The organism is Streptomyces sp. NBC_01089, from assembly GCF_045162975.1.
Classification (GTDB): Bacteria; Actinomycetota; Actinomycetes; order Streptomycetales; family Streptomycetaceae; genus Streptomyces.
This window is the reverse complement of record NZ_CP108660.1, coordinates 3,297,774-3,324,317: the sequence shown is the minus strand read 5'-3', so window position 1 is coordinate 3,324,317 and position 26,544 is coordinate 3,297,774. Positions and strand designations below refer to the sequence as shown.

Sequence of the window (26,544 nt, the reverse complement as noted above, 5' to 3'; positions counted from 1 at the left end):
GCTCGGGGCTGCGTGACTCGGGGCTGTGGGACTCGGGTCCGGGGCATCCCGGGGGTGGGCTGTTCGGGGTGGGCCGTTCGGGCCGCGCCACCCGGGCCGTCCGCTCCGGGACGGCCCGGGTGACCGCTGCGGGCCCGGTGAAGTCCGGTCCGTGGGCGGGTCCGCCGTAGGCTGCCGGGATGTGCGGAATCGTGGGGTACGTCGGCGGGCAGTCGGCGCTGGATGTTGTCATCGCGGGTCTCAAGCGGCTGGAGTACCGGGGCTACGACTCGGCGGGCGTGGCGGTGCTCGCCGACGGCGGGCTGGCGGCGGCGAAGAAGGCCGGGAAGCTCGCCAATCTGGAGAAGGAGCTGGTCGAGAGGCCGTTGCCGGCCGGGGTCACGGGGATCGGGCACACCCGCTGGGCCACGCACGGGGCGCCCAACGACGCGAACGCGCACCCGCACCTGGACGACGCGGGCCGGGTCGCCGTCGTCCACAACGGGATCATCGAGAACTTCGCCGCGCTCCGCGCCGAACTGGCCGGACGCGGGCACGACTTGGCGTCCGAGACCGACACGGAGGTCACGGCGCATCTGCTGGCCGAGGCGTACTCCTCGTGCGGGGACCTGGCGGAGGCGATGCGGCAGGTGTGCCGCCGGCTCGACGGGGCGTTCACCCTGGTCGCGGTGCACGCCGACGAACCGGATGTGGTGGTCGGCGCGCGGCGGAACTCGCCGCTGGTGGTGGGCGTTGGAGAGGGTGAGTCCTTCCTGGCGTCGGACGTGGCCGCGTTCATCGCCCATACGCGGTCCGCGATCGAGCTGGGGCAGGACCAGGTGGTGGAGCTCCGCCGGGACGGCGTGCTCGTCACCGACTTCGAGGGGGCGCCGGCCGACGTCCGTTCGTACCACGTCGACTGGGACGCCTCAGCGGCGGAAAAGGGGGGTTATGACTACTTCATGCTCAAGGAGATCGCCGAGCAGCCGAAGGCTGTCGCCGACACCCTGCTGGGGCGTATCGATACCGGCGGGCTGCTGACACTCGACGAGGTCCGGATTCCGGCCGCGGTGCTGCGCGAGATCAACAAGGTCGTCATCGTCGCCTGTGGGACCGCGTTCCACGCGGGGATGATCGCCAAGTACGCCATCGAGCACTGGACCCGGATCCCCTGCGAGACCGAACTCGCCAGCGAGTTCCGCTACCGGGACCCGATCCTCGACCAGCAGACGCTGGTGATCGCCATCTCGCAGTCCGGCGAGACCATGGACACCCTGATGGCGCTGCGTCATGCCCGCGAGCAGGGCGCCAAGGCGCTGGCCATCTGCAACACCAACGGGTCGACCATCCCGCGGGAGTCGGACGCGGTGCTCTACACGCACGCCGGACCCGAGGTGGCCGTCGCGTCGACCAAGGCTTTTCTGACGCAGTTGGTGGCCTGCTATCTCGTCGCGCTGTATCTGGGCCAGGTGCGCGGGACGAAGTGGGCGGACGAGATCCGGGCCGTCATCCGCGAGCTGTCGGCGATCTCCCGCCAGGTCGAGCGGGTGCTGGAAACGATGGAGCCGGTACGGGAGTTGGCGCGGTCGCTCGCCGGCAAGGACACCGTGCTGTTCCTGGGCCGACACGTCGGGTATCCGGTGGCGCTGGAAGGTGCGCTGAAGCTGAAGGAACTCGCCTATATGCACGCGGAGGGATTCGCCGCGGGCGAGCTCAAGCACGGCCCCATCGCGCTGATCGAGGAGGATCTGCCGGTGGTCGTCGTCGTGCCGTCGCCACGCGGGCGGTCCGTGCTGCACGGGAAGATGGTCTCGAACATCCAGGAGATCCGGGCGCGCGGTGCGCGGACCATCGTCATCGCGGAGGAGGGGGACGAGGCCGTCGTGCCGTACGCCGACCATCTGATCCGGATCCCGGCCACGCCCACCCTGCTGCAGCCCCTGGTCGCGGCCGTCCCGCTCCAGGTCTTCGCCTGCGAACTGGCGACGGCCCGCGGCAACGAGGTCGACCAGCCGCGCAACCTGGCGAAGTCGGTGACGGTCGAGTGACCGGGGGAGCGGCGGCTGCGTGAAGTACGTGAAGTGAGTGAAGCGGGGGAAATGCGTGAGGCAGGGGCAGTACGTGAAGCAGGGGCAGTACGTGAGGCACGTGAAGCGCGTGAGGCAGGGGCAGTACGTGAGGCAGGGGGTGGCCGGGTGATTGTCGGAGTCGGGATCGATGTCGCGGAGATCGAACGCTTCGCCGCGGCGCTGGAGCGGACCCCGGAAATGGCCCAACGGCTCTTCCTCCCGGAGGAGTTGCTGCTCCCGGGCGGCGAGCGGCGGGGCATCGCGTCGCTGGCCGCCCGCTTCGCGGCCAAGGAGGCGCTGGCCAAGGCGCTCGGCGCACCCGGGGGGCTGCGCTGGACGGACGCCGAGGTGTTCGTGGAGGACGGGGGGCGCCCCCGGCTGCGGGTGACCGGCACGGTAGCGGCGCGGGCCGCCGAACTGAGCGTGCAGTCGTGGCATGTCTCACTCAGCCATGACGCGGGGGTGGCCTCGGCCGTCGTGATCGCAGAGGGGTGAGGGCAGGGCCCGGTGGCGGGCGGCCTCGGGGGTCGGTACCTCGGCGCGGGCGGCCGGGTGAGGTCGGCGTGGCGTGGGTCGCGGGCGGTTGAGTGCGGCGGGACGACAGTGGAGGGTTGAGACATGCGTACTGCTTACAGCGTGGAAACCGTACGGACCGCCGAGCGCGAACTGATGGCGAGGCTGCCGGAGGGCACCCTCATGCAGCGGGCCGCGGCCGGACTCGCCGCGGCCTGCGCGGACCTGCTGGGGAAGGTGTACGGCGCACGGGTCGTGCTGCTCGTCGGCAGCGGGGACAACGGGGGAGACGCCCTGTACGCGGGCGCACGGCTGGCCCGGCGCGGCGCCGGCGTGGCGGCGGTGCTGCTGTCCCCCGACCGGGCCCACCAGGGCGGCCTGCGGGCGCTGCTCGCGGCGGGCGGCCGGGTCGACGACGTATCGGTGGTCGGCCGGGCCGACCTGGTGGTCGACGGCATCACCGGGATCGGCGGCCGGGGCGGACTGCGGCCCGACGCGGTGGCCGCGCTCTGGGCGGTGTCCGACGCGGTGCCGGTGGTCGCCGTCGACCTGCCGAGCGGGGTGTCCGCCGACACGGGCGAGGTCGTCGGTGAGGCGGTGCGGGCGGACGCGACCGTGACGTTCGGCGCGTACAAGCCGGCGCTGCTCATCGACCCGGCCGCCGAGTACGCGGGGGCCCTGCGCCTCGTGGACATCGGTCTCGACCTGCCCGTCGTACCGGACCTGGAGTCGCTGCAGTACGCGGACGTGGCGGAGCTGCTGCCGGAACCTTCGGCGGAGAGCGACAAGTACCGGCGGGGCGTCGTCGGCGTCGTCGCCGGGTCGGCGCGTTATCCGGGGGCGGCCGTGCTGGCCGTGGCGGGGGCGCTGCGCGGCGGGGCAGGGGCGGTGCGGTACGTGGGGCCCGCGGCCGACGCGGTGATCGCACGGTTCCCGGAGACCCTGGTGCACGCCGGGCCGCCGGCCAAGGCGGGACGCGTCCAGGCGTGGGTCGTGGGCCCCGGCCTCGGGGACGACACATCGGCGGTCGACGACGTACTGGCGTCCGACGTTCCGGTCCTGGTGGACGCGGACGGGCTGCGGCTGCTGGACGCGTCGGCCGTACGGGCCCGGTCGGCGGCCACGCTGCTCACCCCGCACGCGGGCGAGGCGGCCGCGCTGCTCGACGTGTCACGCGAGGAGGTCGAGGGGGCGCGGCTCGCTTCGGTGCGTGCGCTGGCCTCGCGTTACGGAGCGACCGTACTGCTCAAGGGCTCGACCACCCTCGTCGCGGCCCCTTCGGGCGACACGCCGGTCCGGGTGAACCCGACCGGTACGCCCTGGCTGGCCACGGCGGGCAGCGGCGACGTGCTGTCGGGCCTGGCGGGCTCGCTGCTCGCGGCCGGACTCGAGGCCCGGGACGCGGGCTCCGTGGCGGCCTATCTGCACGGCCTGGCGGCACGCCGGGCTTCGGGCGGGGCGGCCGTGGTCGCCCAGGACGTGGCGGACGGGATCGCGGGGGCCTGGCGGGACGTCCGCGGGTGAGGTGCTGGCTGTGGGTGCGCAGGGTGAGGTGCCTGTGGTGAGGGCGAGGGGGACGGGGGCGGACGGGGGCGATGACGGGCGGGTCTGTCCGGCCCCGTCGGGCGGGAGTCGGCTCCGAGGGGCAGGGGCCCGCGCTCTGAGAGACTGGGCGCGATGACGGGGACGGACAGATGACTGAGGCACGGACATGACCGGGGAACCCATGCGAGCGCGCGCCGAGATCGACCTCGGCGCGCTGCGCGCCAATGTGCGCGCGCTGCGCGCCCGCGCGCCCCGTGCCCAGCTCATGGCTGTGGTCAAGGCTGACGCGTACGGCCACGGCATGCTGCCCTGTGCCAGGGCCGCACTGGCGGCCGGAGCGGACTGGCTCGGCACCGCGACCCCGCAGGAAGCTCTCGCCCTGCGCGCGGCCGGTATCGGGGCCCGACTGCTCTGCTGGCTGTGGACGCCCGGCGGGCCGTGGCGCGAGGCGATCGAGGCCGATATCGACGTGTCCGTCGGCGGGATGTGGGCGCTCGACGAAGTGCGGGCCGCGGCCCGGGCGAGCGGTCGTACAGCCCGTATCCAGCTCAAGGCCGACACGGGCCTCGGCCGCGGCGGATGCCAGCCCGCCGACTGGCCGGAACTCGTCGGCGCCGCTGTCGCAGCCGAGGCCGAGGGGCTGGCCGTCGTCACCGGGATCTGGTCGCACTTCGCCTGCGCCGACGAGCCGGGCCATCCGTCCATCACCGCGCAGAAGGACCGCTTCGACGAGGCCATCGCGTACGCCGAGAAGGCGGGGCTCAGCCCCGAGGTCCGGCACATCGCCAACTCGCCGGCCGTGCTGACACTGCCCGATACGCAGTACGACCTGATCCGCCCGGGCGTCGCGCTCTACGGCATCTCGCCCGTACCGCAGCTCGGCAGCGCCGCCGACTTCGGCCTGCGCCCCGTCATGACGCTCAGCGCCCGCCTGGGCATGGTCAAGCACGTACCGGCGGGGCACGGCGTCAGCTACGGCCACCACTACGTCACCCCGTCAGAGACCACCCTCGGCCTGGTCCCTCTCGGCTACGCGGACGGTGTCCCGCGCCACGCTTCGGGGAAGGGCCCCGTGCTGGTCGGCGGCAGACTGCGGCGGGTCGCGGGACGGGTCGCCATGGACCAGTTCGTCGTGGACCTGGAGGGGGACGAACTCCCCGCGGGCGCGGAGGCCGTGCTGTTCGGGCCGGGCGACCGGGGCGAGCCGACCGCCGAGGACTGGGCCCGGGCCGCGGACACCATCGCGTACGAGATCGTCACCCGCATCGGGCCGCGGGTGGACCGTGTGTACGTGAATGGTGAATGAGGGGCCGGGGCCGGGGCCTGGGCCTGGGCCGGACGTGCAGTAGCCGTGCAGTAGCCGATGCGCCTGTGTTGCCCGTTGTCCCTACGTGGCCTGTTGTCCCTATGTTGAGGGATGTTGAGGGGCATTGGTTCAGTAGTCGGACGATCAGTTGGAGAGCGGCACGGTGAGCGAGAGCACCAGCGCGAATGTGGCCCAGGCCGTGGCGGGCGCCAACTGGCGCAGGGCCAGTGGCTTCGCCGGCGCGGCGATCGGCGTGCTCGCCGCCGGTGCGGCCGCGGGGGTGGCGGTCGAGCGGCTGACGGTCGGCCGCGGCATGCGCAAGAAGGCACGGCTCGCTCTCGACGCATCGGGTCCGTACGGCTCCCTGCGCGGCACACCGGGCCGGGCGGCCGCCGACGACGGCACCGGGATCTACTACGAGGTCGACGAAGCGGGTGACGGCGGGGCAGCCGGGCCGGCTGAGTCGGCGGGGTCAGCCGGGGCTGCGGGGGCTGCGGGGTCGGCCGGGGCGCGTAAACGGCGGTCCTCCCGGCGCGGGGCGGCGGCTCAGCCCGTCACGGTCGTCTTCTCGCACGGCTACTGCCTCAGCCAGGATTCCTGGCACTTCCAGCGCGCGGCGCTGCGTGGTGTCGTCCGTACCGTCCACTGGGACCAGCGCAGCCACGGCCGCTCGGAACGCGGCAGGGCGCAGGCCGACGGCGTACCGCTCACCATCGACCAGCTCGGCCGGGATCTGAAGGCCGTCATCGACGCTGCTGCGCCGGAGGGGCCTCTGGTGCTGGTGGGGCACTCGATGGGCGGCATGACGATGATGGCGCTCGGCGATCAGTTCCCCGACCTGGTCAGGGACCGCGTCGTGGGCGCCGCGTTCGTCGGCACCTCCTGCGGGAAGCTCGGCGAGGTCAGTTTCGGGCTGCCGGTGGCGGGCGTGAACGCGGTACGGCGTGTGCTCCCCGGCGTACTGAAGGCGCTCGGCTCCCAGACGGAGCTGGTGGAGCGGGGGAGGCGGGCCACGGCGGACCTGTTCGCGGGACTGGTCAAGCGGTACTCGTTCGGTTCGAAGGACGTCGACCCCGGTGTGGCCCGGTTCGCGGAGCGGCTGATCGAGGGGACGCCGATCGATGTGGTCGCGGAGTTCTATCCGGCCTTCACCGACCACGACAAGGCGGACGCGCTGGCCACGGTCTTCGGCGAGGTGCCCGCGCTCGTTCTGGCCGGCGAGAACGACCTGGTGACACCCAGCGCGCACAGCCAGATCATCGCCGATCTGCTGCGCGCGGCCGAACTGGTCCTCGTCCCCGACGCCGGGCACCTGGTCATGCTCGAACATCCCGGGATCGTGACGGGTCGGCTGGCCGAGCTGCTGGCGAGGACGGGCGCGCTGCCGGCAGACGCTAACGTTGGCCTGTATGGAAGCCCCGCACAGCCCGGCAGCTGACACGGCCGCCGCATTCGCCACCCGTCTGACCATCGACTCCCCCGACCGTATGCAGGAGTTGGGCCGTCGCCTCGCCGTACTGCTGCGCCCCGGCGATCTCGTGATGCTCTCCGGCGAACTCGGCGCGGGCAAGACCACCCTCACACGCGGCCTGGGCGAGGGCCTGGGCGTGCGCGGGGCGGTCACGTCCCCGACCTTCGTCATCGCCCGTGTCCATCCGCCGCTGGGCGCCGGTCCCGCGCTGGTGCACGTGGACGCGTACCGGCTGGGCGGCGGGCTCGACGAGATGGAGGATCTCGACCTGGACGTCTCGCTGCCCGACTCGGTGATCGTGGTCGAGTGGGGGGACGGGAAGGTCGAGGACCTGTCGGACGACCGGCTCCGGGTGGTCATCGAGCGTGGCGTGGGCGACACGGACGACGAACGCCGTGTGGTGACGGTCAGCGGGGTCGGCGCGCGCTGGGCGGAGGATACCCAGCGGGCGGGTCTCGACGGGCTCCGTGCGCTCGCGGAGGACTGATCGGGTCGGGAGGGCCCGAACGGGAGAGCGTTGAAACCGGCCGAAACCGGGGATGCGGAGCGGGCCGAGGGGCCGGGGGAGAAGGGCCGGGCGTCCTGCGGGCCTGAGGTTTTCGCGCACGCATGCGGAAATTCACCCCGTACTTTCCGACAAGCCGTCGGCAAGGTGTTGCACAGATCCCACCGGGCGTGGTCACATGGATACCAAGACCTGGTTAGGTCTACCTAACCATGCCTGACCGAGGAGGCAGCCATGTCCGCATCGGAGACCGAAGCGCAGTCGCCGTCCCCCATGTCGATGCGCGATCTGCTCGCCTCCTGCGAGGCGGCGAACGCCGTGTCCACACCGCCGCGCGCCCCCGAGCCGGAGCCCGCCTCCGTCACTGGGGAGCCCGAGGAGGAGCGCGACGCCGCGTAATCCGTTCGGGTTATAGGCCGGCAGCCGGCAGCGGCGGCGGGTGCGTGGGGCGAGCGGCATGCCCGTGGGTTTGTACGGCGGGCCGCAGGCTTGTGCCGGACCCCTCGAACCACCGCACGGAAAGCCCTCCGGACCCTCGCCGGGGCCTGCCGCCACGGCCAGTACGAGCCGGGCAGGCGGCCACGCGTCGACGCGTAGCCGCGGCTACGGCACCACGACGATCTTCGTGCCGTACGTCGCGAGCGGCCACATGGCGTTGCCGTCGGCGCGCTTCATCCGGATCCCGCCGGTCTTCTGCTCCGGATCGGGGCTCGACATCGAGTTGTCCGTAGCAGCGCTGAACCCGACGGTCACGCCCTTGACGCTCGCGAAGCGCACCACGTGCTCGATCGGCACCCCGTCGGAGCCCACCGTGCTGCCTGTGCGCGACGTCACCTGGTACGACCCCGGCCGTGGGCTGACCGCGCTCGGCATGACCTCGAAGGTCCGTACGCCGGTGCCGGTGTCGCTCACCAGCCACACCCGCTTCGCGCTGAGCGAGTACACGACACGGGAGCCGGTGCCCGAGTCCGGTGGCACCGCGTGGCTGTTCTGCTTTCCCGGCTTCGTCGGGGTGCCGGACGGGTTGGCAGGGGAGGACGCTGAGGACGAGGGCTTGGGGGACGAGAGATCGGCGGGGGCATTCGCCGATGCCTGGTAGGCGAGGAAGCCGACCGCGGCAAGAGCTGCCCCGGTGAGCCCGGCCACGATTCCCGAGCTGCTCCTTGACACCTGAGGCTCCCCATTTCTCGTACGTACGAATTCCCGGTGACGTTAGCAGCAGCGGGCTGACGGGACGGGGCGCCGTGCCCCCGTCGCGGGAGCCGTAGGCTGTTTGTGTGCTCCTGCTCGCCGTTGATACCGCCACGCCCGCCGTCACCGCTGCCCTCCACGACGGAACATCCGTGGTCGCCGAGTCCAGTCGGACCGACGCCCGCCGTCATGGAGAACTGCTGCTGCCCGCCGTCGACCATGTCCTGGCCGAAGCCGGGCTGAAACTGGACGCCGTCACGGGCATCGTCGTCGGCGTCGGGCCGGGACCTTACACCGGGCTGCGCGTCGGGCTGGTGACGGCCGCCACGTTCGGTTCGGCGCTGGGCGTACCCGTGTACGGGCTGTGCACGCTGGACGGCCTCGCCTACGCGTCCGGGCTCGACGGCCCCTTCGTCGTCGCGACGGACGCACGGCGCAAGGAGGTCTACTGGGCGCGGTACGACGGATTCCGTACCCGGCTGGGCGAGCCCGCCGTGGACCGGCCCGCGGACATTGCCGAACAGGTCGCGGGACTGCCCGCGGTGGGGGCTGGGGCCCTGCTCTATCCCGACACCTTCCCCGACGCCCGAGCTCCGGAAAACGTATCGGCTGGAGCCCTCGCGGCACTGGCGGCCGAGAAGCTGGCGGGGGGAAACAGCGTCGGCGGGGTTGGCGCGGGCGGAATCAGTGCCGATGGGATCGATGCCGGCGGGATCGATGCTGACGAGGGCGGTGCCGAGCGGGCCCGGGCGGGGCGGGGCGGTGTGGTGGTCGCTGAAGGTTTCCTTCCGGTCACACCGCTCTATCTGCGGCGACCTGACGCCCAGGTGCCCAAGAACTACAAGGTGGTCACCCCGCAGTGACAGCCGTACTGCGTGAGATGCGCTGGTGGGACATTGCCCCCGTGCTGGAGCTCGAACACGAACTGTTTCCCGATGACGCCTGGTCCGAGGGCATGTTCTGGTCCGAACTGGCCCACGCGCGAGGCGCGGACGCGACCCGCCGGTACGTGGTCGCGGAGACGGCCGAGCGGATCGTCGGCTACGCGGGGCTCGCGGCTGTCGGCGGCATGGGCGACGTACAGACGATCGCCTCGGCCAAGGACCAGTGGGGGACGGGGCTCGGCGCCGAGCTGCTCAGCGATCTCCTCAAACACGCCACCGCCTTCGAGTGCGCCGAGATCCTTCTCGAAGTGCGGGTCGACAACATCCGTGCCCAGAAACTCTACGAACGCTTCGGCTTCGAGCCCATCGGCTTCCGCCGCGGCTACTACCAGCCGGGCAATGTGGACGCGCTCGTCATGCGCCTCGAACTGCGCCCGGAAATGGGCCTTGCACAAGGAACAGAGATCCATGGCTGACGAACCTCTCGTACTCGGTATCGAGACCTCCTGCGACGAAACGGGGGTCGGGATCGTCCGTGGCACGACACTGCTCGCCGACGCTGTCGCATCGAGCGTCGACACGCACGCCCGCTTCGGCGGGGTCGTGCCTGAAATCGCTTCGCGGGCGCACCTGGAGGCGATGGTCCCGACCATCGAACGTGCGCTGAAGGACGCCGGGGTCGCTGCGAGGGACCTCGACGGCATCGCTGTGACGGCGGGCCCCGGCCTCGCGGGGGCGCTGCTGGTCGGTGTATCCGCTGCGAAGGCGTACGCATACGCGCTGGGCAAACCGCTGTACGGCGTCAACCATCTGGCCTCCCATATCTGTGTGGACCAGCTGGAGCACGGACCGCTGCCCGAGCCGACCATGGCGTTGCTCGTGTCGGGCGGTCATTCCTCGCTGTTGCTGGCGCCCGACATCACTTCGGATGTCCGGCCCCTGGGTGCGACGATCGACGACGCGGCCGGTGAAGCCTTCGACAAGATCGCGCGGGTGCTGGACCTCGGTTTTCCGGGTGGACCGGTCATCGACCGGCTGGCCAGGGAGGGTGACCCCAGAGCGATTGCGTTCCCGCGCGGGCTGACCGGGTCGCGTGACGCCGCGTACGACTTCTCGTTCTCTGGGCTCAAAACGTCTGTGGCGCGCTGGGTCGAGGCGAAGCGGGCGGCCGGCGAGGAGCTTCCGATAAGGGATGTTGCGGCGTCCTTCCAGGAGGCGGTCGTCGATGTGCTCACGCGTAAGGCGGTCCGTGCCTGTAAGGACGAGGGCGTCGACCATCTGATGATCGGTGGCGGTGTCGCCGCCAACTCCAGGCTCCGCGCCCTCGCCCAGGAGCGGTGCGAGCGGGCAGGCATCCGGTTGCGAGTGCCGCGCCCCGGGCTGTGTACGGACAATGGCGCAATGGTTGCGGCGCTCGGTGCGGAGATGGTGGCGCGCAACAGGGCCTCATCGGACTGGGACCTGTCCGCCGACTCCTCCTTGCCGGTGACGGACCCGCATGTGCCTGGGGTGGCCCGGGGCAACGGGGCAGGTGGTCCTGCACATGATCATGATCATGTCCACGAAATCAGCAAGGACAATCTCTACTCATGACCGTCGCGCTGATGTGGGAGGCCCGCGCGGCGGATGGCAGGGGCGCCGAACTGCTGGACTGGGTGCGGCGGGAGTCACAGGCACCGGCTCTCCGTGTGGGAGCGGGCGGAACGAGGGGGCCGCTGCGCCGTGAGTTTCTGCGTGCTCCTCAGGACCGGGTACTGGTCCTCACCTGGTGGGACGCACCTTACGATGCAGAGCTCCCCGAACTCCCCGAACCTGACGCCAGTTTGATCACCCGCGCGGTCCACCGCTGGCGCTTTGAATCAGTCGGGGTGGAGTAGGCCCGCTGTGGCTGTGGCTGTGGCTGTGGCTGTGGCTGTGGCTCTATGGCTTGGCTCTGTTGGCTGTTGCTGCTGCCACAGCGGGTCGGCTGTCGGTGTCAGTTGCCCTGTCGCCTTTGTTATTCCGCGTAGTTTCGCGGCGTGTTGAGGTAGATGTGGCCGGTCGGACTGACCCAGGTGGTGATTCCGGTGACCGAGTCCCGTGTGACGGTCCAGCTGCCGCGGTGCTTCATCAAGTGATGGCGACGGCAGATCGGGATGAGGTTCTCCGGGACTGTCTTACCGCCCGACTCGGGATGGTCGTGATCGAACTCCTTGATGTGGTCGAGGTCGCATCGCTGCGCGGGCATCCGGCAGGAGGGGAAGGCGCACTGCTGGTCCCGGGCGACGACATGGTGTTCGGCTTCGGCGGTGGGGCGGTAGGTGGTGGGGTCGGTCTTGATGAGCAATCCGGTCTTCGGGTGAGTGATCAGGCGGCGCCAGATCGTTCCCTCGGCGAAGGCGATAGTGCGGGCCTGCAGTGCGGTGATGGGGCCGTAGCCCTTCAGCTCCGCCGGGTCTTCGCTCGCACCGACCAGTACGTCGAGGGGCACGGTTACGTGCACGAGTGCGGTGGCGGCGGGAGGCCGGCCGGAGAGTCCTGCGGGTGTCTCGGCTTCCGTAGGAGTTTTGGAACTGCTCAGCAGAACCGGCCGGTTGAGGATGAGATCAGCCAGGGCATCCACTCGGCGCTGGCTGAGGGTGCGGTCGTCCACGACGAGCGTCGTGGCATGGGCGTCGACTGCCTGGTCGAAGCGCGCTCCGAGCTCTGCCGGCACCGTGGCGCCCCACGTGATCATGCCGTCATCCTGCGGATAGCGAACGATCTCCCGCTCCTTCGTCCGCAGTTCCAGCCGGCGCTGGTAGCCCTCGGGGTCTGCCTTGATCACTTGTCGGCGCAGCGCTCGGGAACTCTGGCCGGTGGCCTGGGTGGGCATCCTCGTCGCCATGGCTGACTCGACTCGGGCTGCCGCCTCGGGTTCCAGGACCCGGCAGGCGTTGGCCAGGTTCCTGGCCTGCATGTAGCAGATCTCTCCGCCCTCTAGCAGGCCGAGCGTGTTGGCGTACTGCCCGGCCAGTTCCTTGGCGATCTGCAGGCGCTCGGTGGCGGTCGCGTTACTGATACGCAGGGCGCACGCCACCTCTTCGACCGCGTAGTCACCGTGGTTGAGGAGCTGAGTGTCGATGTGACCGTCGTTGGAGGGCAGTGCGGTCTCGGCATGCGTGGCGATGTCTGCCAGCAGATGGACCTGCCGGGCAGCGAACCATGCAGCGTGGCGCTCCAGGACGGCCAGAGCATCGATACGTCCGCGTGGCGACAGCTTCTTCGGTTCCAGGGCACCGAGGAGCGCTGCAGTCTGGGCTGACGGAGTTGTCTCCCGTAGGTGGGCGGCCCAGTCGTCGGCTGTCTGAGGGTCGGCTGGCTTCGGTGGAGCTGATGATGCTGGAGGATTGTGGGGAGTTGAGGGAACTGGTGGATCGGGTTGGGTTTCGGGCGCACCGGGCAGTTCGAGCTGGAAGCTTTTATCCAGCCCGTCCAGCCCGTCCAGCCCGTCCAGCCCGTCCAGCCCGTCCAGCCCGTCCAGCCCGTCCAGCCCGTCCAGTCCGTCCAGTCCGTCCGGTTCGCTGGGCTCGTCCGGTCCGGCCGACATGCCAAGTGGGCCTGTAGAAGCAGTTGGTTCGGGCTTTGCTCTGTCCAGTACTGCGGTCTGGCTTGCGTGTGCCGACCGGGCGGCCCCGATCCGCGCCGCCCGGATGGTCCGTGTTGCGTGGACGGGCCGAATTGACCGGCTGGTCCCTGCCATTCGGTTCGTCTGATCCGTCTGGATGGTCATGGCCCACACCCCCGTGATTGGCCTCAACTCTCGCCACCTCTTGGGCGACTCACCCTCCTATCGTTGCTCACTCTCCGTAGTAATGCCAGTTCGTGAAGTGCTTTCACTCATTTGAATGGCAGATCCGGAACGTGGAACTCAACATCTCGACCCTCAGCCGCCGTGTGAGGGAGGCGCGATGCCATGCAGTTCTGTCGCTCTCGCCGGCCTGTGGGGCCCGGGGGTCGCACTGGACGAGTCGGTCCAGGGACCGACGTGCCTTACGCTGTGGCGCCATGTCTCCCGTGCCGCCCGCCATGGACCTCGACCCGGCCCGCCGGGATGCCTTCGCTCACGAGTTGCAGAGCGCGCTCGCGGCGCGGTGCGCCGGGTCGGTGGCGGCATTGCGCGGCTCGCTCGCCCGGGGTATGGCTGATCCGTACAGCGATATCGACCTTGCCTGGGCGGTGCCGTACGCGCAGTTCAGCGATTGTGTGGCCGCCGTCGGGCCCTGCCTGGGAGCGGTTCGTGACGTCGTCTCGCTGCGCAGTGACCCGGATACCCAAAAGTCGTGCGACCGAAGGCTGTTGTTTCTCACTTTCCGGGATATGCCGCTGTTCTGGCGGCTGGACCTGGAGATCACGGCAGTCTCCGACGGAGCGGTAGATCCAGCGGGGGCGGTAGGCCCGACGGGTAGTGGTCGGGCGCAGGACGGCTGCACTCCAGCCGTGGCGGAAGATCCCGAGTGGTCTCTCGCGGCCAGCGCGCTCGCCAACGCCGTGGCGGTCGTCAAGGCGGTGCTGCGCGGGCAGCCGGAGGTGGCAGAGGGCCTCCTGGAGCGCGGTCTGCGCCGGGTCGGCGCCGACGGGCGGGCCAGCGGCCGGTGGCGGACGGATGTCGTCCGGCTGGCCGACGCGGCCGCCCACCACGAGCCGGCGCAGCGCCCCCTCGCCGACCAGGTCAAACGTCTCGCGGCGGAGTTGCTGCAAGAGTGACACCGCCTGGGCGCGCGGCCGCGCGCCCGCGCCATGGAACGGCGTATACCAGTTCCCGCCTTTGAGGCACCTGCGCCCGCGCCCCCCAATGCCCCGTTTCCCTACCAGCCCCGTTATGTTTTCCGCGGCTCCGCAATGGGGCCGCTGGCCTCCGGGCCCGGCATGACTGTTGCCCCCTGTCGAAGGCATGACCTGGGGGGTGGTGTTCACCGGGCCCGAGAGGTGTCCGTCGGAGACGCTGATCAGAGGTCCGGCCACCGTCCGGCCCGGCGCAATGCCGGACAGTTCGCGGGCGGCAGGTCTGCATAACGTGGATGCGCGAGCACGACACCCAAGCCGAGGCCGGCACCGTCAACACCCCGGAAAGGGAACGATGTCCGAGATTGAAAATGTCGGCGTATTCCTGGGCCTGGACGTCGGCAAAAGTGCCCATCACGGTCACGGACTCACCCCGGCCGGGAAGAAGGTCTTCGACAAGCCCCTGCCCAACAGCGAACCCAGGCTGCGGGCCGTGTTCGACAAACTGGCCGCGAAGTTCGGCACCGTCCTCGTCGTTGTCGACCAGCCCGCTTCCATCGGCGCCCTGCCGCTGACCGTCGCGAGGGACGCGGGCTGCCGCGTCGCCTACCTGCCCGGCCTGGCCATGCGGCGGATCGCCGACCTCTACCCGGGCGAGGCGAAGACCGACGCGAAAGACGCCGCCGTGATCGCGGACGCGGCCCGCACCATGCCGCACACCCTGCGCTCGCTGGAGCTGACCGACGAGATCACCGCCGAACTCACGGTCCTTGTCGGCTTCGACCAGGACCTCGCCGCCGAGGCCACCCGCACGTCCAACCGGATACGCGGCCTGCTCACCCAGTTCCACCCCAGCCTGGAGCGCGTTCTGGGTCCCCGCCTCGACCACCAGGCCGTCACCTGGCTCCTGGAGCGCTACGGATCCCCGGCCGCCCTGCGCAACGCCGGCCGACGCAGACTCGTGGAACTGATCCGCCCCAAAGCCCCCGCATGGCACAGCGACTGATCGACGACGTCTTCGACGCCCTCGACGAACAGACCGTCGTGGTCCCCGGCACCGGCACCCTCGACATCGTCATCCCTTCTCTGGCCGCCTCCCTGACCGCCGTCCACACCCAGCGCCGGGCGATGGAAGCCCAGATCAACACCCTGCTGGAGGCTCACCCTCTTTCCCCGGTCCTGACGTCGATGCCCGGCGTCGGCGTCAGGACCGCCGCAGTCCTGCTGGTCACCGTCGGCGACGGCACCAGCTTCCCCACCGCCGCCCACCTCGCCTCCTACGCCGGACTCGCCCCCACCACCAAGCAGTCCGGCACCTCGATCCACGGCGAACACGCACCCCGAGGAGGCAACCGGCAACTCAAACGGGCGATGTTCCTGTCCGCCTTCGCCTGCATGAACGCCGATCCGGCTTCCCGCGCCTACTACGACAGGCAACGGGCCCGCGGCAAGACCCACACCCAGGCCCTCCTCCGCCTCGCCCGCCAACGCATCAGCGTCCTGTTCGCCATGCTCCGCGACGGCACCTTCTACGAATCCCGGACACCGAAGGGCGTCGAGCTCGCCGCATAACCTCAGCAACCCCGAACCACCCCAAACCCGGCAGGAGTGCCTTGACGAAAGACATAGAGGCACCCCCCGGGAGCCCCCGGGGGAAGCCCCTTCCCCTCAGGAGCAGCTGGTCCCGTACGCAGGCACCTTCCCGTCCAGCAGATACGCGTTCGCCGTGCCGTCGATGCACGCGCTGCCGTTCCCGTACGAGCAGTGGCCCTCGCCGCCCTTCCAGGTGACCAGCACCCCGACTCCCTTCCCGAGCCGCTGCGCCATCGCCTTCGCCCCGCCGTACGGGGTGGCGGGGTCACCCGTATTGCCGATGACCAGAATCGGCGGTGCGCCCTTCGCCCTGACCTCCATGTGCTTCATGGCCCCCTTGACCGGCCAGTACGTGCACTGGTTCAGCGCCCACGCGAACTGCGGGCCGAACAGCGGCGACGCCTTCCTGAAGGCAGGCAGCTGCCGCTCGATCTCTGTCTTCCCCACCGGAACGCCGAAGTCGGCGCAACTGGTCGCCGAGAAAACGTTGTTGCTGTTCGAGTAGTGCCCCTTCGCGTCCCGGCCCGTCATGCTGTCGGCCATCGAGAGCAGCGCCGCGGGGTTGTGGGTACGCAGATACACCGCGACCGCGCTCGCCATGCGCGGCCAGCCGGAATCCGGTGAGTACAGCGCGCCCTCGATCGCTGTCAGCGCGAGCGAGTCATTGAGCGTGCGGCCCCCCGCTGCGGCCGCCGGGTGCTTCTCCAGGCCGTCCACGAGCCCGGTCAGCACCTTCTCCACCCCCTCGGGAGTGGAGCGGTGCAGTGGACAGAGATACGTGGCGGCGACGCACGAGCGCGCGAAGTGGTCCAGGGCCAGCTGAAAGCCTTTCAGCTGGTAGAGGGCTCCCTGCGTGAAGTCCTTGTCCGGGTGCATGACGCCGTCGAGCACCGCACGGCCGACCTTCTGCGGGAAGAGGTGGGCGTAGGTCGCGCCCAGCTCCGTGCCGTACGAGAAGCCGTAGTAGTTCAGCTTCTTGTCGCCCACCGCCGCGCGGATCCGGTCCAGGTCCCTGGCCACATTGGTGGTCGTCAGATACGGCAGGAGCGGGCCGGACTTCTTCGTGCACTGCGCCGCGAAGTTCCGGGTCGCGTCCATCCACTGCCGGACCTCGGTGGGGGTGTCGGGCGTGGAGTCGACGGCGTTGAGAGCGTCGGTCTCCGGTCCGGTGAGACAGTTGACGGGTGCACTGTTGCCGACTCCGCGCGGATCGAAACTCACCAGGTCGTAGCGGGTGTTGAGCTTCGCGAACGTGGGTGTGAACGCGGGCAGTGTGTCGACGCCCGAGCCGCCGGGGCCGCCGAAGTTGTAGATCAGCGAGCCGATGCGCTTGCCGGGACCTGTCGCACGGTGCCGGATCAGCGCCAGCGGAATCGTCTTCCCGCCGGGCTTGGTGTAGTCGAGGGGGACATGCAGAGTGGCGCAGGTCCAGCCGGTCCCGGGGGCCTTGCCCCCGCCCTGCGCCTGGGAGGGCGCGGGGCACGTGGCCCACTTCAGCGGGTCCTGGTCCTTGGGCGCCGCGAGGGCGCCGGCAGCGGCCGACGGCGTGGCTGCGGGAGGTGCGGGGGCGGCGGCGAACGCGGGCCCGCCGAGCAGCAGAGAAGCGGCCGCGGCACACCCCACGACCCGCCCGGCGGCTTTACGGGACAGGCCGGCCCGCACCTGACGGAACGGCTTACGAGGCCGTGCGGCGATGGCCGGGCGGCCTGCCGCAGGAAGGGACGAGCGGAGCGACAAACGCGCCGACAGGCGCGACGGCTTACGAGGCGTCATGTTGATCATCCTCTGACGACCCGTCGGATACCGCCTGGCGCAAGGTCCGTACGGGGGACGGGCCGTCAGTCACCCCCAGGTCAGCCACCCCAGGCCACCTCCGGGCGCTCGCCCAGGCCACCCAGACCCGACCAGGCAAGGCCACGTCCCCCACCGCCCCCGCCCAGAGCTTCCCCGCCCAGACCCTTCGGCTCTCGGTGCTCGCACGGGTAACCTTGAAGGCCAGGACACGGGCCGGGGGGAAGGGGCCGCAAGTGAGCTGGCTCTGGTGGGTATTCATCTTCTTCATGGTCGGCGGATTCGGCTGGGTCGCCGATACGGGCCGTACTGCCCTGCGCACACGTCATGAGCGCCGGATGGAGCGGCTGGAGACGGCCGAGCGGGAACGCAGGGAGATCGAGGCGGCGCACAAACCGCCCGAGCCGGTCTGCGGCTGCACGCACCACCTCGCCAAGCACGACCGGCAAGGCAAGTGCCACGAGACCGTCGAGGTGCCGACGTCCTGGGACGAGAACAAGAAGCCGCTGAGTTTCGAGCCCGGGGTCTGCAACTGCCAGCAGTACGTGGGGCCGCAGCCGCTGTCCCAGGTGTACGCGGACGAGCTGACGGACCTGGCCTGACGAGGCGTCGGCAAACGTCCCCGGGCGGGGCGCCGGCGAGCCCCCCGACGAGACGCCGGCAAGCGTCCCCCGGCCCCTGACGAGGAGCGGGAAGTCTCAGGGCCCGGCGGCTCCGCCAGGGGGTTCGCAGGGCCCGGTGGCTCCGTCAGGGCTGCGCCGGGTGTCCGATCAGCATCGTCGGCGCGCCGGCGACGCGGGTGAGGATCACGGTGGCCGCGTTCGGCCCCTGCGGCTTGACCCTGCGTCGTACCTCTTCGGGCTCCACCGCCGAGCCGCGCTTCTTGACGGTGAGGTTCCCGACTTCCCGCTCGCGCAGCAGTGCCTTGAGCTTTTTCAGACCGAAGGGGAGCGCGTCCGTGATTTCGTACGCCGTCGCGCAGAGCGTCGGGCGCAGGTCGTCCGCGGTGATGTAGGCGATGGTCTCGTCGATGAGCCCGCCACCGAGTTCCTCGGCGACCTCGGCGACGAGATGGGCGCGGATGACGGCGCCGTCCGGTTCGTACAGATACCGGCCCAGTGCACGCACCTCGGGGTCGGGGAGTCCGCGGCCCGTGAGGGTGGTCCCTGACGGGAGCAGTGTGGCGCGGCGCAGGCCCGGTTCCGTGCCGAACCAGAGCACTGCTTCCTTGACGTCACCGTTGTCGGAGATCCACTCGGCCTCGGCTTCGGCGGGGATCAGCTCGTGCGGGATACCGGGAGCGATCTTGATCGCTCCCGGGGCCGGGCGGTCGGCCACCGCGCCCGTGGCCCAGGACAGCGGCGGTGAGTACGCCTCGGGGTTGAAGATCCGGCCGCGACCGCCACGCCGTGCCGGGTCGACGAAGACCGCGTCGTACGGGTCGGTGTCGATGTCCGCCACATCCGCGCACCGTACTTCGACCAGGCTGCTCAGCCCGAGGGCGTCCGCGTTGGCCCGTACGACTTCGGCTGTGAGCGGATCGCGGTCGACCGCCAGTACGGAGATCCCGGCGCGGGCGAGCGCCAGGGCGTCCCCGCCGATGCCGCAGCACAGGTCGGCGACGCTGCGTACGCCCAGCTCGGCGAAGCGCCGCGCGCGGTACTCGGCGACGGATCTACGAGTGGACTGCTCCACACCGTTGGGCGTGAAGAACATCCGGTACGCGTCGGCGGCGCCAAATTTCGGCACGGCCCGCTGGCGCAGCCGCGCCTGGGCGAGGGCGGCCGAGACCAGCTCAGTGGGGTACGTGCGGCGCAACCTGGTGGCGACGGCCAGTTCCTGGGCGGCGTCGTACTCCCGCAGCGATTCGAGCAGGGCGGCGCCCTCATCGGTGAACAGCGCGGTGAAGGCGTCGAGATCGGTCACCTGTCCATTGTGGGTGATCGGCTGCGGACGACCGGCCGCCCGCAGCCGCAGCCGCAGCCGCAGCCGCAGCTGATGGCGAGGCGGGCGCGAAACGCGAAGCGCTGAACCGAGCTGAACCGATGGGAAGGGACCGCGGCATTGCCTCCGGTCGGGACCGCCGCCCCGCATCAGGAACCCGACGACATGGCCGACCACATTGGCACTCCGCTTGACCGAGTGCTAACTGCCGTCCTAGTCTCAGTTCTGGCACTCCCCACGGGAGAGTGCCAAATATGGCGACGGGCCGGTCCGGCACCCGCGACGACGGATCCATCCGGTCGCCACTCAGACAGTTCACCCCGTGAGATCTCCGAAGGGGGAGACCGGATCGTGTCGACAACCAGCTCCAAGGTTGCCATTAAGCCGCTCGAGGACCGCATTGTGGTCCAGCCGCTCGACGCCGAGCAGACCACGGCCTCCGGCCTGGTCATTCCGGACACCGCCAAGGAGAAGCCCCAGGAGGGCGTCGTCCTGGCCGTGGGCCCGGGCCGCTTCGAGAACGGCGAGCGTCTTCCGCTTGACGTCAAGGCCGGCGATGTCGTGCTTTACAGCAAGTACGGCGGCACCGAGGTGAAGTACAACGGCGAGGAGTACCTCGTCCTCTCGGCTCGCGACGTTCTCGCGATCGTCGAGAAGTAATTCACCGACGTATTTCTTGATCTGCGCCCCTGGCCCCGCATCTGCTGTGTTCGCACAAGTGTGTTCGCACAACGAGTGACGGGCACTGGGGGCGCAGTTCGTTTTTGAGAGGACTGAATCAGCTCCATGGCGAAGATCCTGAAGTTCGACGAGGACGCCCGTCGCGCCCTTGAGCGCGGCGTCAACAAGCTTGCCGACACGGTCAAGGTGACGATCGGCCCCAAGGGCCGCAACGTCGTCATCGACAAGAAGTTCGGTGCCCCCACCATCACCAACGACGGTGTCACGATCGCCCGCGAGGTCGAGCTCGACGACCCGTACGAGAACCTCGGTGCGCAGCTGGTGAAGGAGGTGGCGACCAAGACCAACGACATCGCGGGTGACGGCACCACCACCGCCACCGTGCTGGCCCAGGCGCTGGTCCGGGAGGGCCTGCGCAACGTCGCCGCCGGCGCTTCGCCCGCCTCCCTGAAGAAGGGCATCGACGCCGCGGTCAAGGCCGTGTCCGAGGAGCTCCTCGCGACCGCCCGCCCGATCGATGACAAGTCCGACATCGCCGCTGTCGCCGGTCTCTCCGCGCAGGACAAGCAGGTCGGTGAGCTCATCGCCGAGGCGATGGACAAGGTCGGCAAGGACGGTGTCATCACCGTCGAGGAGTCCAACACCTTCGGGCTCGACCTGGACTTCACCGAGGGCATGGCCTTCGACAAGGGCTACCTCTCGCCGTACATGGTGACCGACCAGGAGCGTATGGAGGCCGTCCTCGACGACCCGTACATCCTGATCCACCAGGGCAAGATCGGTTCGATCCAGGACCTGCTGCCGCTCCTCGAGAAGGTCATCCAGGCGGGCAGCTCCAAGCCGCTGCTGATCATCGCCGAGGACGTCGAGGGCGAGGCCCTGTCGACCCTGGTCGTGAACAAGATCCGCGGCACCTTCAACGCGGTCGCGGTCAAGGCCCCCGGCTTCGGCGACCGCCGCAAGGCGATGCTCGGCGACATGGCCACCCTCACCGGTGCCACGGTCATCGCCGAGGAGGTCGGCCTCAAGCTCGACCAGGCCGGTCTCGACGTGCTGGGCACCGCCCGCCGCGTGACCATCACCAAGGACGACACCGTCATCGTCGACGGCGGTGGCAAGGCCGACGAGGTCCAGGGCCGCGTCAACCAGATCAAGGCCGAGATCGAGTCCACGGACTCCGACTGGGACCGCGAGAAGCTCCAGGAGCGCCTCGCGAAGCTGGCCGGTGGCGTGTGCGTGATCCGTGTCGGTGCCGCCACCGAGGTGGAGCTCAAGGAGAAGAAGCACCGTCTGGAGGACGCCATCTCCGCGACCCGCGCCGCGGTCGAGGAGGGCATCGTCTCCGGTGGTGGCTCCGCTCTGGTGCACGCCGTCAAGGTGCTCGAAGGCAACCTGGGCAAGACCGGCGACGAGGCCACCGGTGTCGCGGTCGTCCGCCGCGCCGCTGTCGAGCCGCTGCGCTGGATCGCCGAGAACGCCGGCCTCGAGGGCTACGTCATCACCTCGAAGGTCGCCGAGCTCGGCAAGGGCGACGGCTTCAACGCCGCGACCGGCGAGTACGGCGACCTGGTGAAGGCCGGCGTCATCGACCCGGTCAAGGTCACCCGCTCCGCGCTGGAGAACGCCGCGTCCATCGCTTCGCTGCTGCTCACGACCGAGACCCTGGTCGTCGAGAAGCCGGCGGAGGAGGAGCCCGAGGCGGCTCACGGCCACGGTCACTCGCACTGAGGCTGACCTGACGCACGCCTGAGGCCCGGCACCCCTTCGCTTCGAATTCGCTTCGAAGGGGTGCCGGGCCTCGGTGGTTATGGGAGTACGGGGTTATTACCGGGTGAGGCCCCGAAGGGCCGGGTCAGTGCCCGGCTAGGCCGAGCGCGTCAGGTCCGACGGGAGTACCGGGTCCGCGAACTCCTGCCCCGACGCATACCGTTCGAGTTCGTCCAGCGCCTGGTCCGCCATCCGGTGCAGCTCGCCGCCGAGCGATCCCGCGACATGCGGGGTGAGCAGGACGTTCGGCAGGTCGTAGAGCGGCGAATCCGGGTACGGGGTCTCGGGATCCGTCACATCCAGTACGGCGTGCAGCCGCCCGCTCGCCAGTTCCGGAACCAGCGCCTCCTCGTCGATCAGCGAGCCGCGGGCGGTGTTGATGAGCGTCGCCCCGTCCGGCATCGCGGCCAGCTGGCAGGCTCCGATCATGTGCCGGGTGGCCGGTAGCTGGGGGGCGTGCACGCTGACGACGTCGCTGTGGGCGCACAGGTCGTCCAGCGGTACCGGCTCCACGCCGAGCGCGGCGGCCTCGGCCGTATCGACGTACGGGTCGTACAGCAGGACCCGCAGGTCGAAGGGGCGCAGCAGCTCGATCACCCGGCGCCCGATCCGGGAGGCGCCGATGATGCCGACGGTGCGGCGGTAGTTGCCCGCGCCGTCCAGTTCGTCCCGCCAGTCGTGGTCACCGCGCATCGCGCGGTACCGGTACGCGGACTGCAGGACCCGCTTGTTGGCGAGCAGGATCGTGGCGAGGGTGTACTCGGCCACCGGCAGGGCGTTGGCCGCCGCGGCCGAGGCAACGGTGATGCCGCGCTCCCAGCATGCCTCGGTGATGTGGTGCTTGACCGAGCCGGCCGCGTGGACGACGGCGCGCAGCCGGGGTGCCGAGTCCAGGATCCGGGCGGTGAGCGGGGTCGCGCCCCAGCAGGTGAAGAGGACTTCGGCCTCGGCGAGCGCCGCGGCGACCTCGGCCGTGGGTCTCGCCAGGTCGTGAGCCACGAGTCGGCTGTCCGTACGCGCCAGGGCGGTCAGCCGGGTGTGATGGCGCTCGGCGAACAGGCGCTCCATGATGCCCGGACCCATCGCAAGCAGGACGCCCGGCCGATTGTCAGTGGCGTGGTGCATGGTGGTCCCAGTGCTCCTTCTTGGTTGCTCAGGGCGCAGCTCGGCAGGGGGCGGGGCGGCAGGGTCCGGCCCAGCGGGATGGGGCGAAGCAGGGGGCGGCACGGGGGGATGCGGCATGGCGGGGGCTGGTCCGGTAGGGGCCGGTCCGGCGGATGGCGGTCCCGTGGGGGCAGGCCCGGTCTGTGGGGGACCGGTCCGTGTCCGCCCGGTGGTGGTCATTTGACGCTGCCCGCGGTGAGGCCGGCCTTCCAGTGCCGCTGGAGGGAGACGAAGGCGACGATCAGGGGGATGACGGCGAGGAGTGATCCGGTGACCACGAGCGGATAGAAGCTCGGTTCGCCGTGGGTGTTGGTGTTCCACGAGTACAGGCCGAGACTCAAGGGGAAGAGATCGCGGTCCGAGAGCATGACCAGGGGGAGGAAGAAGTTGTTCCAGATCGCTGTGAACTGGAAGAGGAAGATCGTCACGAACCCGGGCATCATCATGGGCATACCGATGGACCAGAAGGTGCGCAGTTCACCGGCCCCGTCGATACGGGCTGCCTCCAGCGCCTCGTTCGGTATGTAGCCGGCGCTGAAGACCCGGGCGAGGTAGACGCCGAAGGGGTTGACCAGGACCGGGATCAGCACCGACCAGTAGGTGTTGACGATGCCGATCTTGCTGGCCAGCAGATACATCGGCAGCGCGAGTGCGGTGGTGGGAACCAGCACACCGAGCAGGACGAGCCCGAAGAGTTTCTCCTTGCCCCGGAACTCGTACTTGTCGAAGGCGTAACCGGCGGCGACGCAGATCAGTGAGCACAGGACGGCGCCCACACCCGCGTACAGCAGGCTGTTCCCGTACCAGCGGAAGTAGACGCCGCCCCCGTAGGAGGCCAGGTCGGAGAGGTTCTCGCCGAGGTTGAAGCCCTTGAAGGAGAAGGCGTTGCCGGAGAGCAGCCCGCCGGTGTCCTTGGTGGAGGCGGTGACCAGCCAGATGAGCGGGAAGAGCATGTAGACGACGGCGAGGACCAGTGCGCCGTTGACGGCGGTCTTCGACAGCCAGCGGTTCTTCGGTGCCGGGCGGGGGCTCATGCGTTCTTCCCCTTGCGGCCGGTGAAGCGGGTGACGAGGAACGACAGCAGTGCGGCCGTCAGCGCCAGGAGCACGGAGGCGGACGCCGCGAGCCCGTAGTCGTTGCGGGAGAAGGCGGCGGTGTACGCGTACATGTTCGGTGTCCAGGTGGAGGAGACGGCGGACCCGGCGCCGCTGTTGAGGATCAGCGGCTCGGTGAACAGCTGGAGTGAACCGATGATGGTGAACAGTGCGACCATCACGACGGAGGCGCGGATCAGCGGGAGTTTGATGCTGACGGCGGTGCGCCAGCCGCCGGCGCCGTCCACGGTGGCCGCTTCGAGGACCGAGCGGTCGATGGCCTGCAGGGCGGCGTAGAAGATCACCATGTTGTAGCCGAGCCATTCCCACAGCGCGATGTTGACGACGGAGGGGAGAGCACCGGACGAGGAGAAGAAGTTGAAGCCGATGCCACCCGAGTGCATCGCCGAGACCACCGGGCTCAGTCCGGGTGTGTAGAGGTAGACCCAGATCAGCGCCGCGATGATGCCGGGAACGGCGTGCGGCAGGAAGAGCGCGAGCTGGAAGAAGCGCTTGGCGCGGGCCAGCGCGGAGTCCAGCAGCAGTGCGAGTGCGAGGGCGCCGCAGACCATCAGGGGGATGTAGATGACGCAGTATCCGAGCAGTACGCCGAAGCCCTCGCGGAAGGCCCGGTCACCCAGCGCCGCCGCGTAGTTGTCGAGACCGGAGAACACGGACTCGGAGCCGCCGAACCCCAGTCCCGACTGCTTCTCGGTGAAGAGGCTGAGCCAGACCGCGTATCCGATCGGCACCAGCATCACAGCGGTGAACAGGACGAAGAACGGGGTCAGCAGGATCGCGGCGGCGCGGGTGCGGGCCTTCATACCGGTCAGCCCTCGACCTTCAGTCCGCGCTTCTTGAGTTCCTGGACGGTCGCGTCATGGCCGGCCTTGACCGACCCGCTGATCGTGGAGCCGCCACTGGCGACCTTGCCGAACTGGTCCTTGATCGCGGTGTTCGTGGTGCCGGTCGCCGGGCCCCAGGTCCAGCCCTGCTTGATGGAGGCGGCTGCGGTGCCGAACAGCTGGTAGATGTCCTGGCCGCCGTAGAACGAGGAGTCGAATGCCTTCTTCGCCGCGGGCAGCAGCTCGGTCGCGGCCGGGTAGGCGCTCGAAGTGCCCGAGGCGATGCGGGCCTTGATGCCGTCCTGAGTGGTCGACATCCACTTGGCGAACTCGACTGCCGCGTCGGCGTGCTTGCTGTCCTTGGTCACGGCCCAGGTGGAGCCACCGAGCATGCCGCTGGCGGCCTGCCCGTCCCAGGTCGGCATCGGGGCGATGGCCCACTTGCCCTTCTGCTCCGGCAGTGTGGACTTCAGGACTCCGGCTCCCCAGGCCGCGCCGAGGTAGCCGATGGTGCCGCCGTTCTTCAGGGAGTTCGTCCACTCCGGGCTGAAGGACGCCTGCGAGCGGATCAGATCGTTCTTGATCAGGCCCTGCCAGTAGCCGGCGACCTTGGTGGTGGCGGAGTCCGTGGTGTTGATCTTCCAGGTGTCCCCGTCCGCCTTGAACCACTGGGCGCCGGCCTGCCAGGCCATCGCCTCGAACGTGGTCGGGTCGTCAGGGAAGAAGGTGCCGATCCTGGCCTTCTTGTCGGCCTTCTTGATCTTCTCCGCGGCCTTGCGGAAGTCGTCCCAGGTCTTGGGTACGGCGACTCCGTACTTGCTGAACAGATCCTTGCGGTAGTAGAACGCCTGCGGCGACGCGTCGAACGGAACGGCCCAGTTCTTGCCGCCCAGCGTGGTCTGTTCGACGGCCTGCGGCAGGAACTTCTTCTTCACGTCGTCGGTCATGTACTTGCTGATGTCCTGGAGCGCGCCCTGGCTGACGTACTCCGGCAGCTGGGGGTACTCGATGGAGACCAGGTCGGGGGCGTTGCCCGCCTTGACCGCGTTGGAGATCTTGGCGTAGCCGCCGGCGTTGCCGGACGGGATCTCCTCGTACTTCACGTGGATGTTCTTGTGCGAGGCGTTGAACGCGTCCACGGTCTCCTTCGAGCCCTTGGCCCAGCCCCAGAACGTGATGGCCACGGGCTTGCCGTCCGTGCCCTTCGAGGAGTCGTCGCCGCTGCTGCCGCAGGCCGTGAGGACGGCCAGGGCAGTGGCGGCGCCGGCTATGGAAAGGGTCGTTCTGCTCCAACTGCGGCTCACAGCGAGACTCCTGAGCTAGCGGCGACATTGACGTTGGCCGTGATCCTTGGCCCCGCAATGACCGAAGTCAAGAGCGAAAGATTGAATGATCGAAAAAAGATCAGAGTGTTATCGAAATCCGGGCCGCGCGGAGTCACCACCGGGGCGGAGTTACT

At 69.8% G+C, this 26,544-nt stretch carries 23 protein-coding genes and 1 pseudogene; 16 read left to right on the top strand and 8 right to left on the bottom strand.

What is annotated here, in order from left to right:
- Positions 1-179 precede the first annotated feature (179 nt).
- From glmS to OG510_RS14535, 7 genes are all read left to right on the top strand, one after another.
- On the top strand, positions 180-2,027 hold the full coding sequence (glmS, locus tag OG510_RS14565) for a glutamine--fructose-6-phosphate transaminase (isomerizing) (protein ID WP_406137232.1): 1,848 nt from the start codon (positions 180-182) through the stop codon (positions 2,025-2,027).
- A 147-nt stretch (positions 2,028-2,174) separates the two neighbouring features.
- Positions 2,175-2,543 (top strand): holo-ACP synthase, encoded by a 369-nt coding sequence (locus OG510_RS14560; RefSeq protein ID WP_406137230.1) that lies wholly within the window; start codon positions 2,175-2,177, stop codon positions 2,541-2,543.
- A gap of 123 nt (positions 2,544-2,666) precedes the next feature.
- Positions 2,667-4,085 carry an NAD(P)H-hydrate dehydratase gene (locus OG510_RS14555; protein ID WP_406137228.1) on the top strand — a complete coding sequence of 473 codons (1,419 nt, stop codon included), beginning with the start codon at positions 2,667-2,669 and terminating at the stop codon, positions 4,083-4,085.
- Between the two features lie 187 nt (positions 4,086-4,272).
- Positions 4,273-5,412 carry an alanine racemase gene (gene alr, locus OG510_RS14550; protein WP_406137226.1) on the top strand — a complete coding sequence of 380 codons (1,140 nt, stop codon included), beginning with the start codon at positions 4,273-4,275 and terminating at the stop codon, positions 5,410-5,412.
- A 163-nt stretch (positions 5,413-5,575) separates the two neighbouring features.
- Positions 5,576-6,850, top strand: a complete 1,275-nt coding sequence (locus tag OG510_RS14545) for an alpha/beta fold hydrolase (protein WP_406137223.1) — start codon at positions 5,576-5,578, stop codon at positions 6,848-6,850.
- Positions 6,822-7,370 carry a tRNA (adenosine(37)-N6)-threonylcarbamoyltransferase complex ATPase subunit type 1 TsaE gene (gene tsaE, locus OG510_RS14540; RefSeq protein WP_406137221.1) on the top strand — a complete coding sequence of 183 codons (549 nt, stop codon included), beginning with the start codon at positions 6,822-6,824 and terminating at the stop codon, positions 7,368-7,370. The genes OG510_RS14545 and tsaE overlap by 29 nt, the downstream gene beginning before the upstream one ends.
- A 252-nt stretch (positions 7,371-7,622) precedes the next feature.
- Positions 7,623-7,787 carry a hypothetical protein gene (locus OG510_RS14535; protein WP_203599421.1) on the top strand — a complete coding sequence of 55 codons (165 nt, stop codon included), beginning with the start codon at positions 7,623-7,625 and terminating at the stop codon, positions 7,785-7,787.
- A gap of 204 nt (positions 7,788-7,991) precedes the next feature.
- On the opposite strand, the gene OG510_RS14530 is transcribed toward OG510_RS14535, so the two are convergent.
- Positions 7,992-8,558 carry a hypothetical protein gene (locus tag OG510_RS14530; protein WP_406137219.1) on the bottom strand — a complete coding sequence of 189 codons (567 nt, stop codon included), beginning with the start codon at positions 8,556-8,558 and terminating at the stop codon, positions 7,992-7,994.
- Between the two features lie 107 nt (positions 8,559-8,665).
- Between OG510_RS14530 and tsaB the strand changes: the two genes are divergently transcribed.
- Genes tsaB through OG510_RS14510 form a run of 4 tightly spaced genes read left to right on the top strand, consistent with a single transcriptional unit; the run spans position 8,666 to position 11,340 of the window.
- Complete coding sequence (gene tsaB, locus OG510_RS14525) at positions 8,666-9,442, top strand: tRNA (adenosine(37)-N6)-threonylcarbamoyltransferase complex dimerization subunit type 1 TsaB (protein WP_406137218.1); 777 nt, start codon at positions 8,666-8,668, stop codon at positions 9,440-9,442.
- A gap of 17 nt (positions 9,443-9,459) precedes the next feature.
- Positions 9,460-9,939: a ribosomal protein S18-alanine N-acetyltransferase gene (rimI, locus tag OG510_RS14520; protein ID WP_406142397.1), complete on the top strand. Its 480-nt coding sequence runs from the start codon at positions 9,460-9,462 to the stop codon at positions 9,937-9,939.
- Positions 9,932-11,056: a tRNA (adenosine(37)-N6)-threonylcarbamoyltransferase complex transferase subunit TsaD gene (gene tsaD, locus OG510_RS14515; protein WP_406137216.1), complete on the top strand. Its 1,125-nt coding sequence runs from the start codon at positions 9,932-9,934 to the stop codon at positions 11,054-11,056. The genes rimI and tsaD overlap by 8 nt, the downstream gene beginning before the upstream one ends.
- Entirely contained in the window at positions 11,053-11,340 is a 288-nt protein-coding gene (locus tag OG510_RS14510) for a hypothetical protein (RefSeq protein WP_406137214.1), read from the top strand. Before tsaD ends, OG510_RS14510 begins: the two co-directional genes overlap by 4 nt.
- Positions 11,341-11,459: 119 nt before the next feature.
- Here OG510_RS14510 and OG510_RS14505 read toward each other — a convergent pair whose 3' ends face one another.
- On the bottom strand, positions 11,460-13,031 hold the full coding sequence (locus OG510_RS14505) for a DUF222 domain-containing protein (RefSeq protein ID WP_406137212.1): 1,572 nt from the start codon (positions 13,029-13,031) through the stop codon (positions 11,460-11,462).
- A gap of 458 nt (positions 13,032-13,489) precedes the next feature.
- Between OG510_RS14505 and OG510_RS14500 the strand changes: the two genes are divergently transcribed.
- Positions 13,490-14,188: a hypothetical protein gene (locus tag OG510_RS14500; RefSeq protein ID WP_406137210.1), complete on the top strand. Its 699-nt coding sequence runs from the start codon at positions 13,490-13,492 to the stop codon at positions 14,186-14,188.
- 373 nt (positions 14,189-14,561) lie between these two features.
- A pseudogene (locus OG510_RS14495) lies at positions 14,562-15,778 on the top strand (IS110 family transposase).
- Between the two features lie 96 nt (positions 15,779-15,874).
- Here OG510_RS14495 and OG510_RS14490 read toward each other — a convergent pair.
- Positions 15,875-17,572, bottom strand: a complete 1,698-nt coding sequence (locus OG510_RS14490) for an alpha/beta hydrolase (RefSeq protein ID WP_406137208.1) — start codon at positions 17,570-17,572, stop codon at positions 15,875-15,877.
- Between the two features lie 254 nt (positions 17,573-17,826).
- Between OG510_RS14490 and OG510_RS14485 the strand changes: the two genes are divergently transcribed.
- Positions 17,827-18,192 (top strand): hypothetical protein, encoded by a 366-nt coding sequence (locus tag OG510_RS14485; protein WP_406137206.1) that lies wholly within the window; start codon positions 17,827-17,829, stop codon positions 18,190-18,192.
- 145 nt (positions 18,193-18,337) lie between these two features.
- On the opposite strand, the gene OG510_RS14480 is transcribed toward OG510_RS14485, so the two are convergent.
- Complete coding sequence (locus tag OG510_RS14480; RefSeq protein ID WP_406137204.1) at positions 18,338-19,516, bottom strand: THUMP-like domain-containing protein; 1,179 nt, start codon at positions 19,514-19,516, stop codon at positions 18,338-18,340.
- 369 nt (positions 19,517-19,885) lie between these two features.
- Between OG510_RS14480 and groES the strand changes: the two genes are divergently transcribed.
- Both groES and groL read left to right on the top strand, forming a co-directional pair.
- Positions 19,886-20,194: a co-chaperone GroES gene (groES, locus tag OG510_RS14475; RefSeq protein WP_164262571.1), complete on the top strand. Its 309-nt coding sequence runs from the start codon at positions 19,886-19,888 to the stop codon at positions 20,192-20,194.
- A gap of 126 nt (positions 20,195-20,320) precedes the next feature.
- Entirely contained in the window at positions 20,321-21,943 is a 1,623-nt protein-coding gene (gene groL / locus OG510_RS14470) for a chaperonin GroEL (RefSeq protein WP_164262573.1), read from the top strand.
- A 135-nt stretch (positions 21,944-22,078) separates the two neighbouring features.
- Here the strand turns inward: groL and OG510_RS14465 are convergent, their stop codons facing one another.
- The 4 genes from OG510_RS14465 to OG510_RS14450 all read right to left on the bottom strand — a co-directional run bounded on the left by OG510_RS14465 (position 22,079) and on the right by OG510_RS14450 (position 26,389).
- Positions 22,079-23,107 (bottom strand): hydroxyacid dehydrogenase, encoded by a 1,029-nt coding sequence (locus tag OG510_RS14465; RefSeq protein ID WP_406137201.1) that lies wholly within the window; start codon positions 23,105-23,107, stop codon positions 22,079-22,081.
- 215 nt (positions 23,108-23,322) lie between these two features.
- On the bottom strand, positions 23,323-24,180 hold the full coding sequence (locus tag OG510_RS14460; protein ID WP_406137199.1) for a carbohydrate ABC transporter permease: 858 nt from the start codon (positions 24,178-24,180) through the stop codon (positions 23,323-23,325).
- Positions 24,177-25,064, bottom strand: a complete 888-nt coding sequence (locus tag OG510_RS14455; RefSeq protein ID WP_406137197.1) for a carbohydrate ABC transporter permease — start codon at positions 25,062-25,064, stop codon at positions 24,177-24,179. Before OG510_RS14455 ends, OG510_RS14460 begins: the two co-directional genes overlap by 4 nt.
- Positions 25,065-25,069: 5 nt before the next feature.
- On the bottom strand, positions 25,070-26,389 hold the full coding sequence (locus OG510_RS14450; RefSeq protein ID WP_406137195.1) for an ABC transporter substrate-binding protein: 1,320 nt from the start codon (positions 26,387-26,389) through the stop codon (positions 25,070-25,072).
- Between the last annotated feature and the right edge of the window lie 155 nt (positions 26,390-26,544).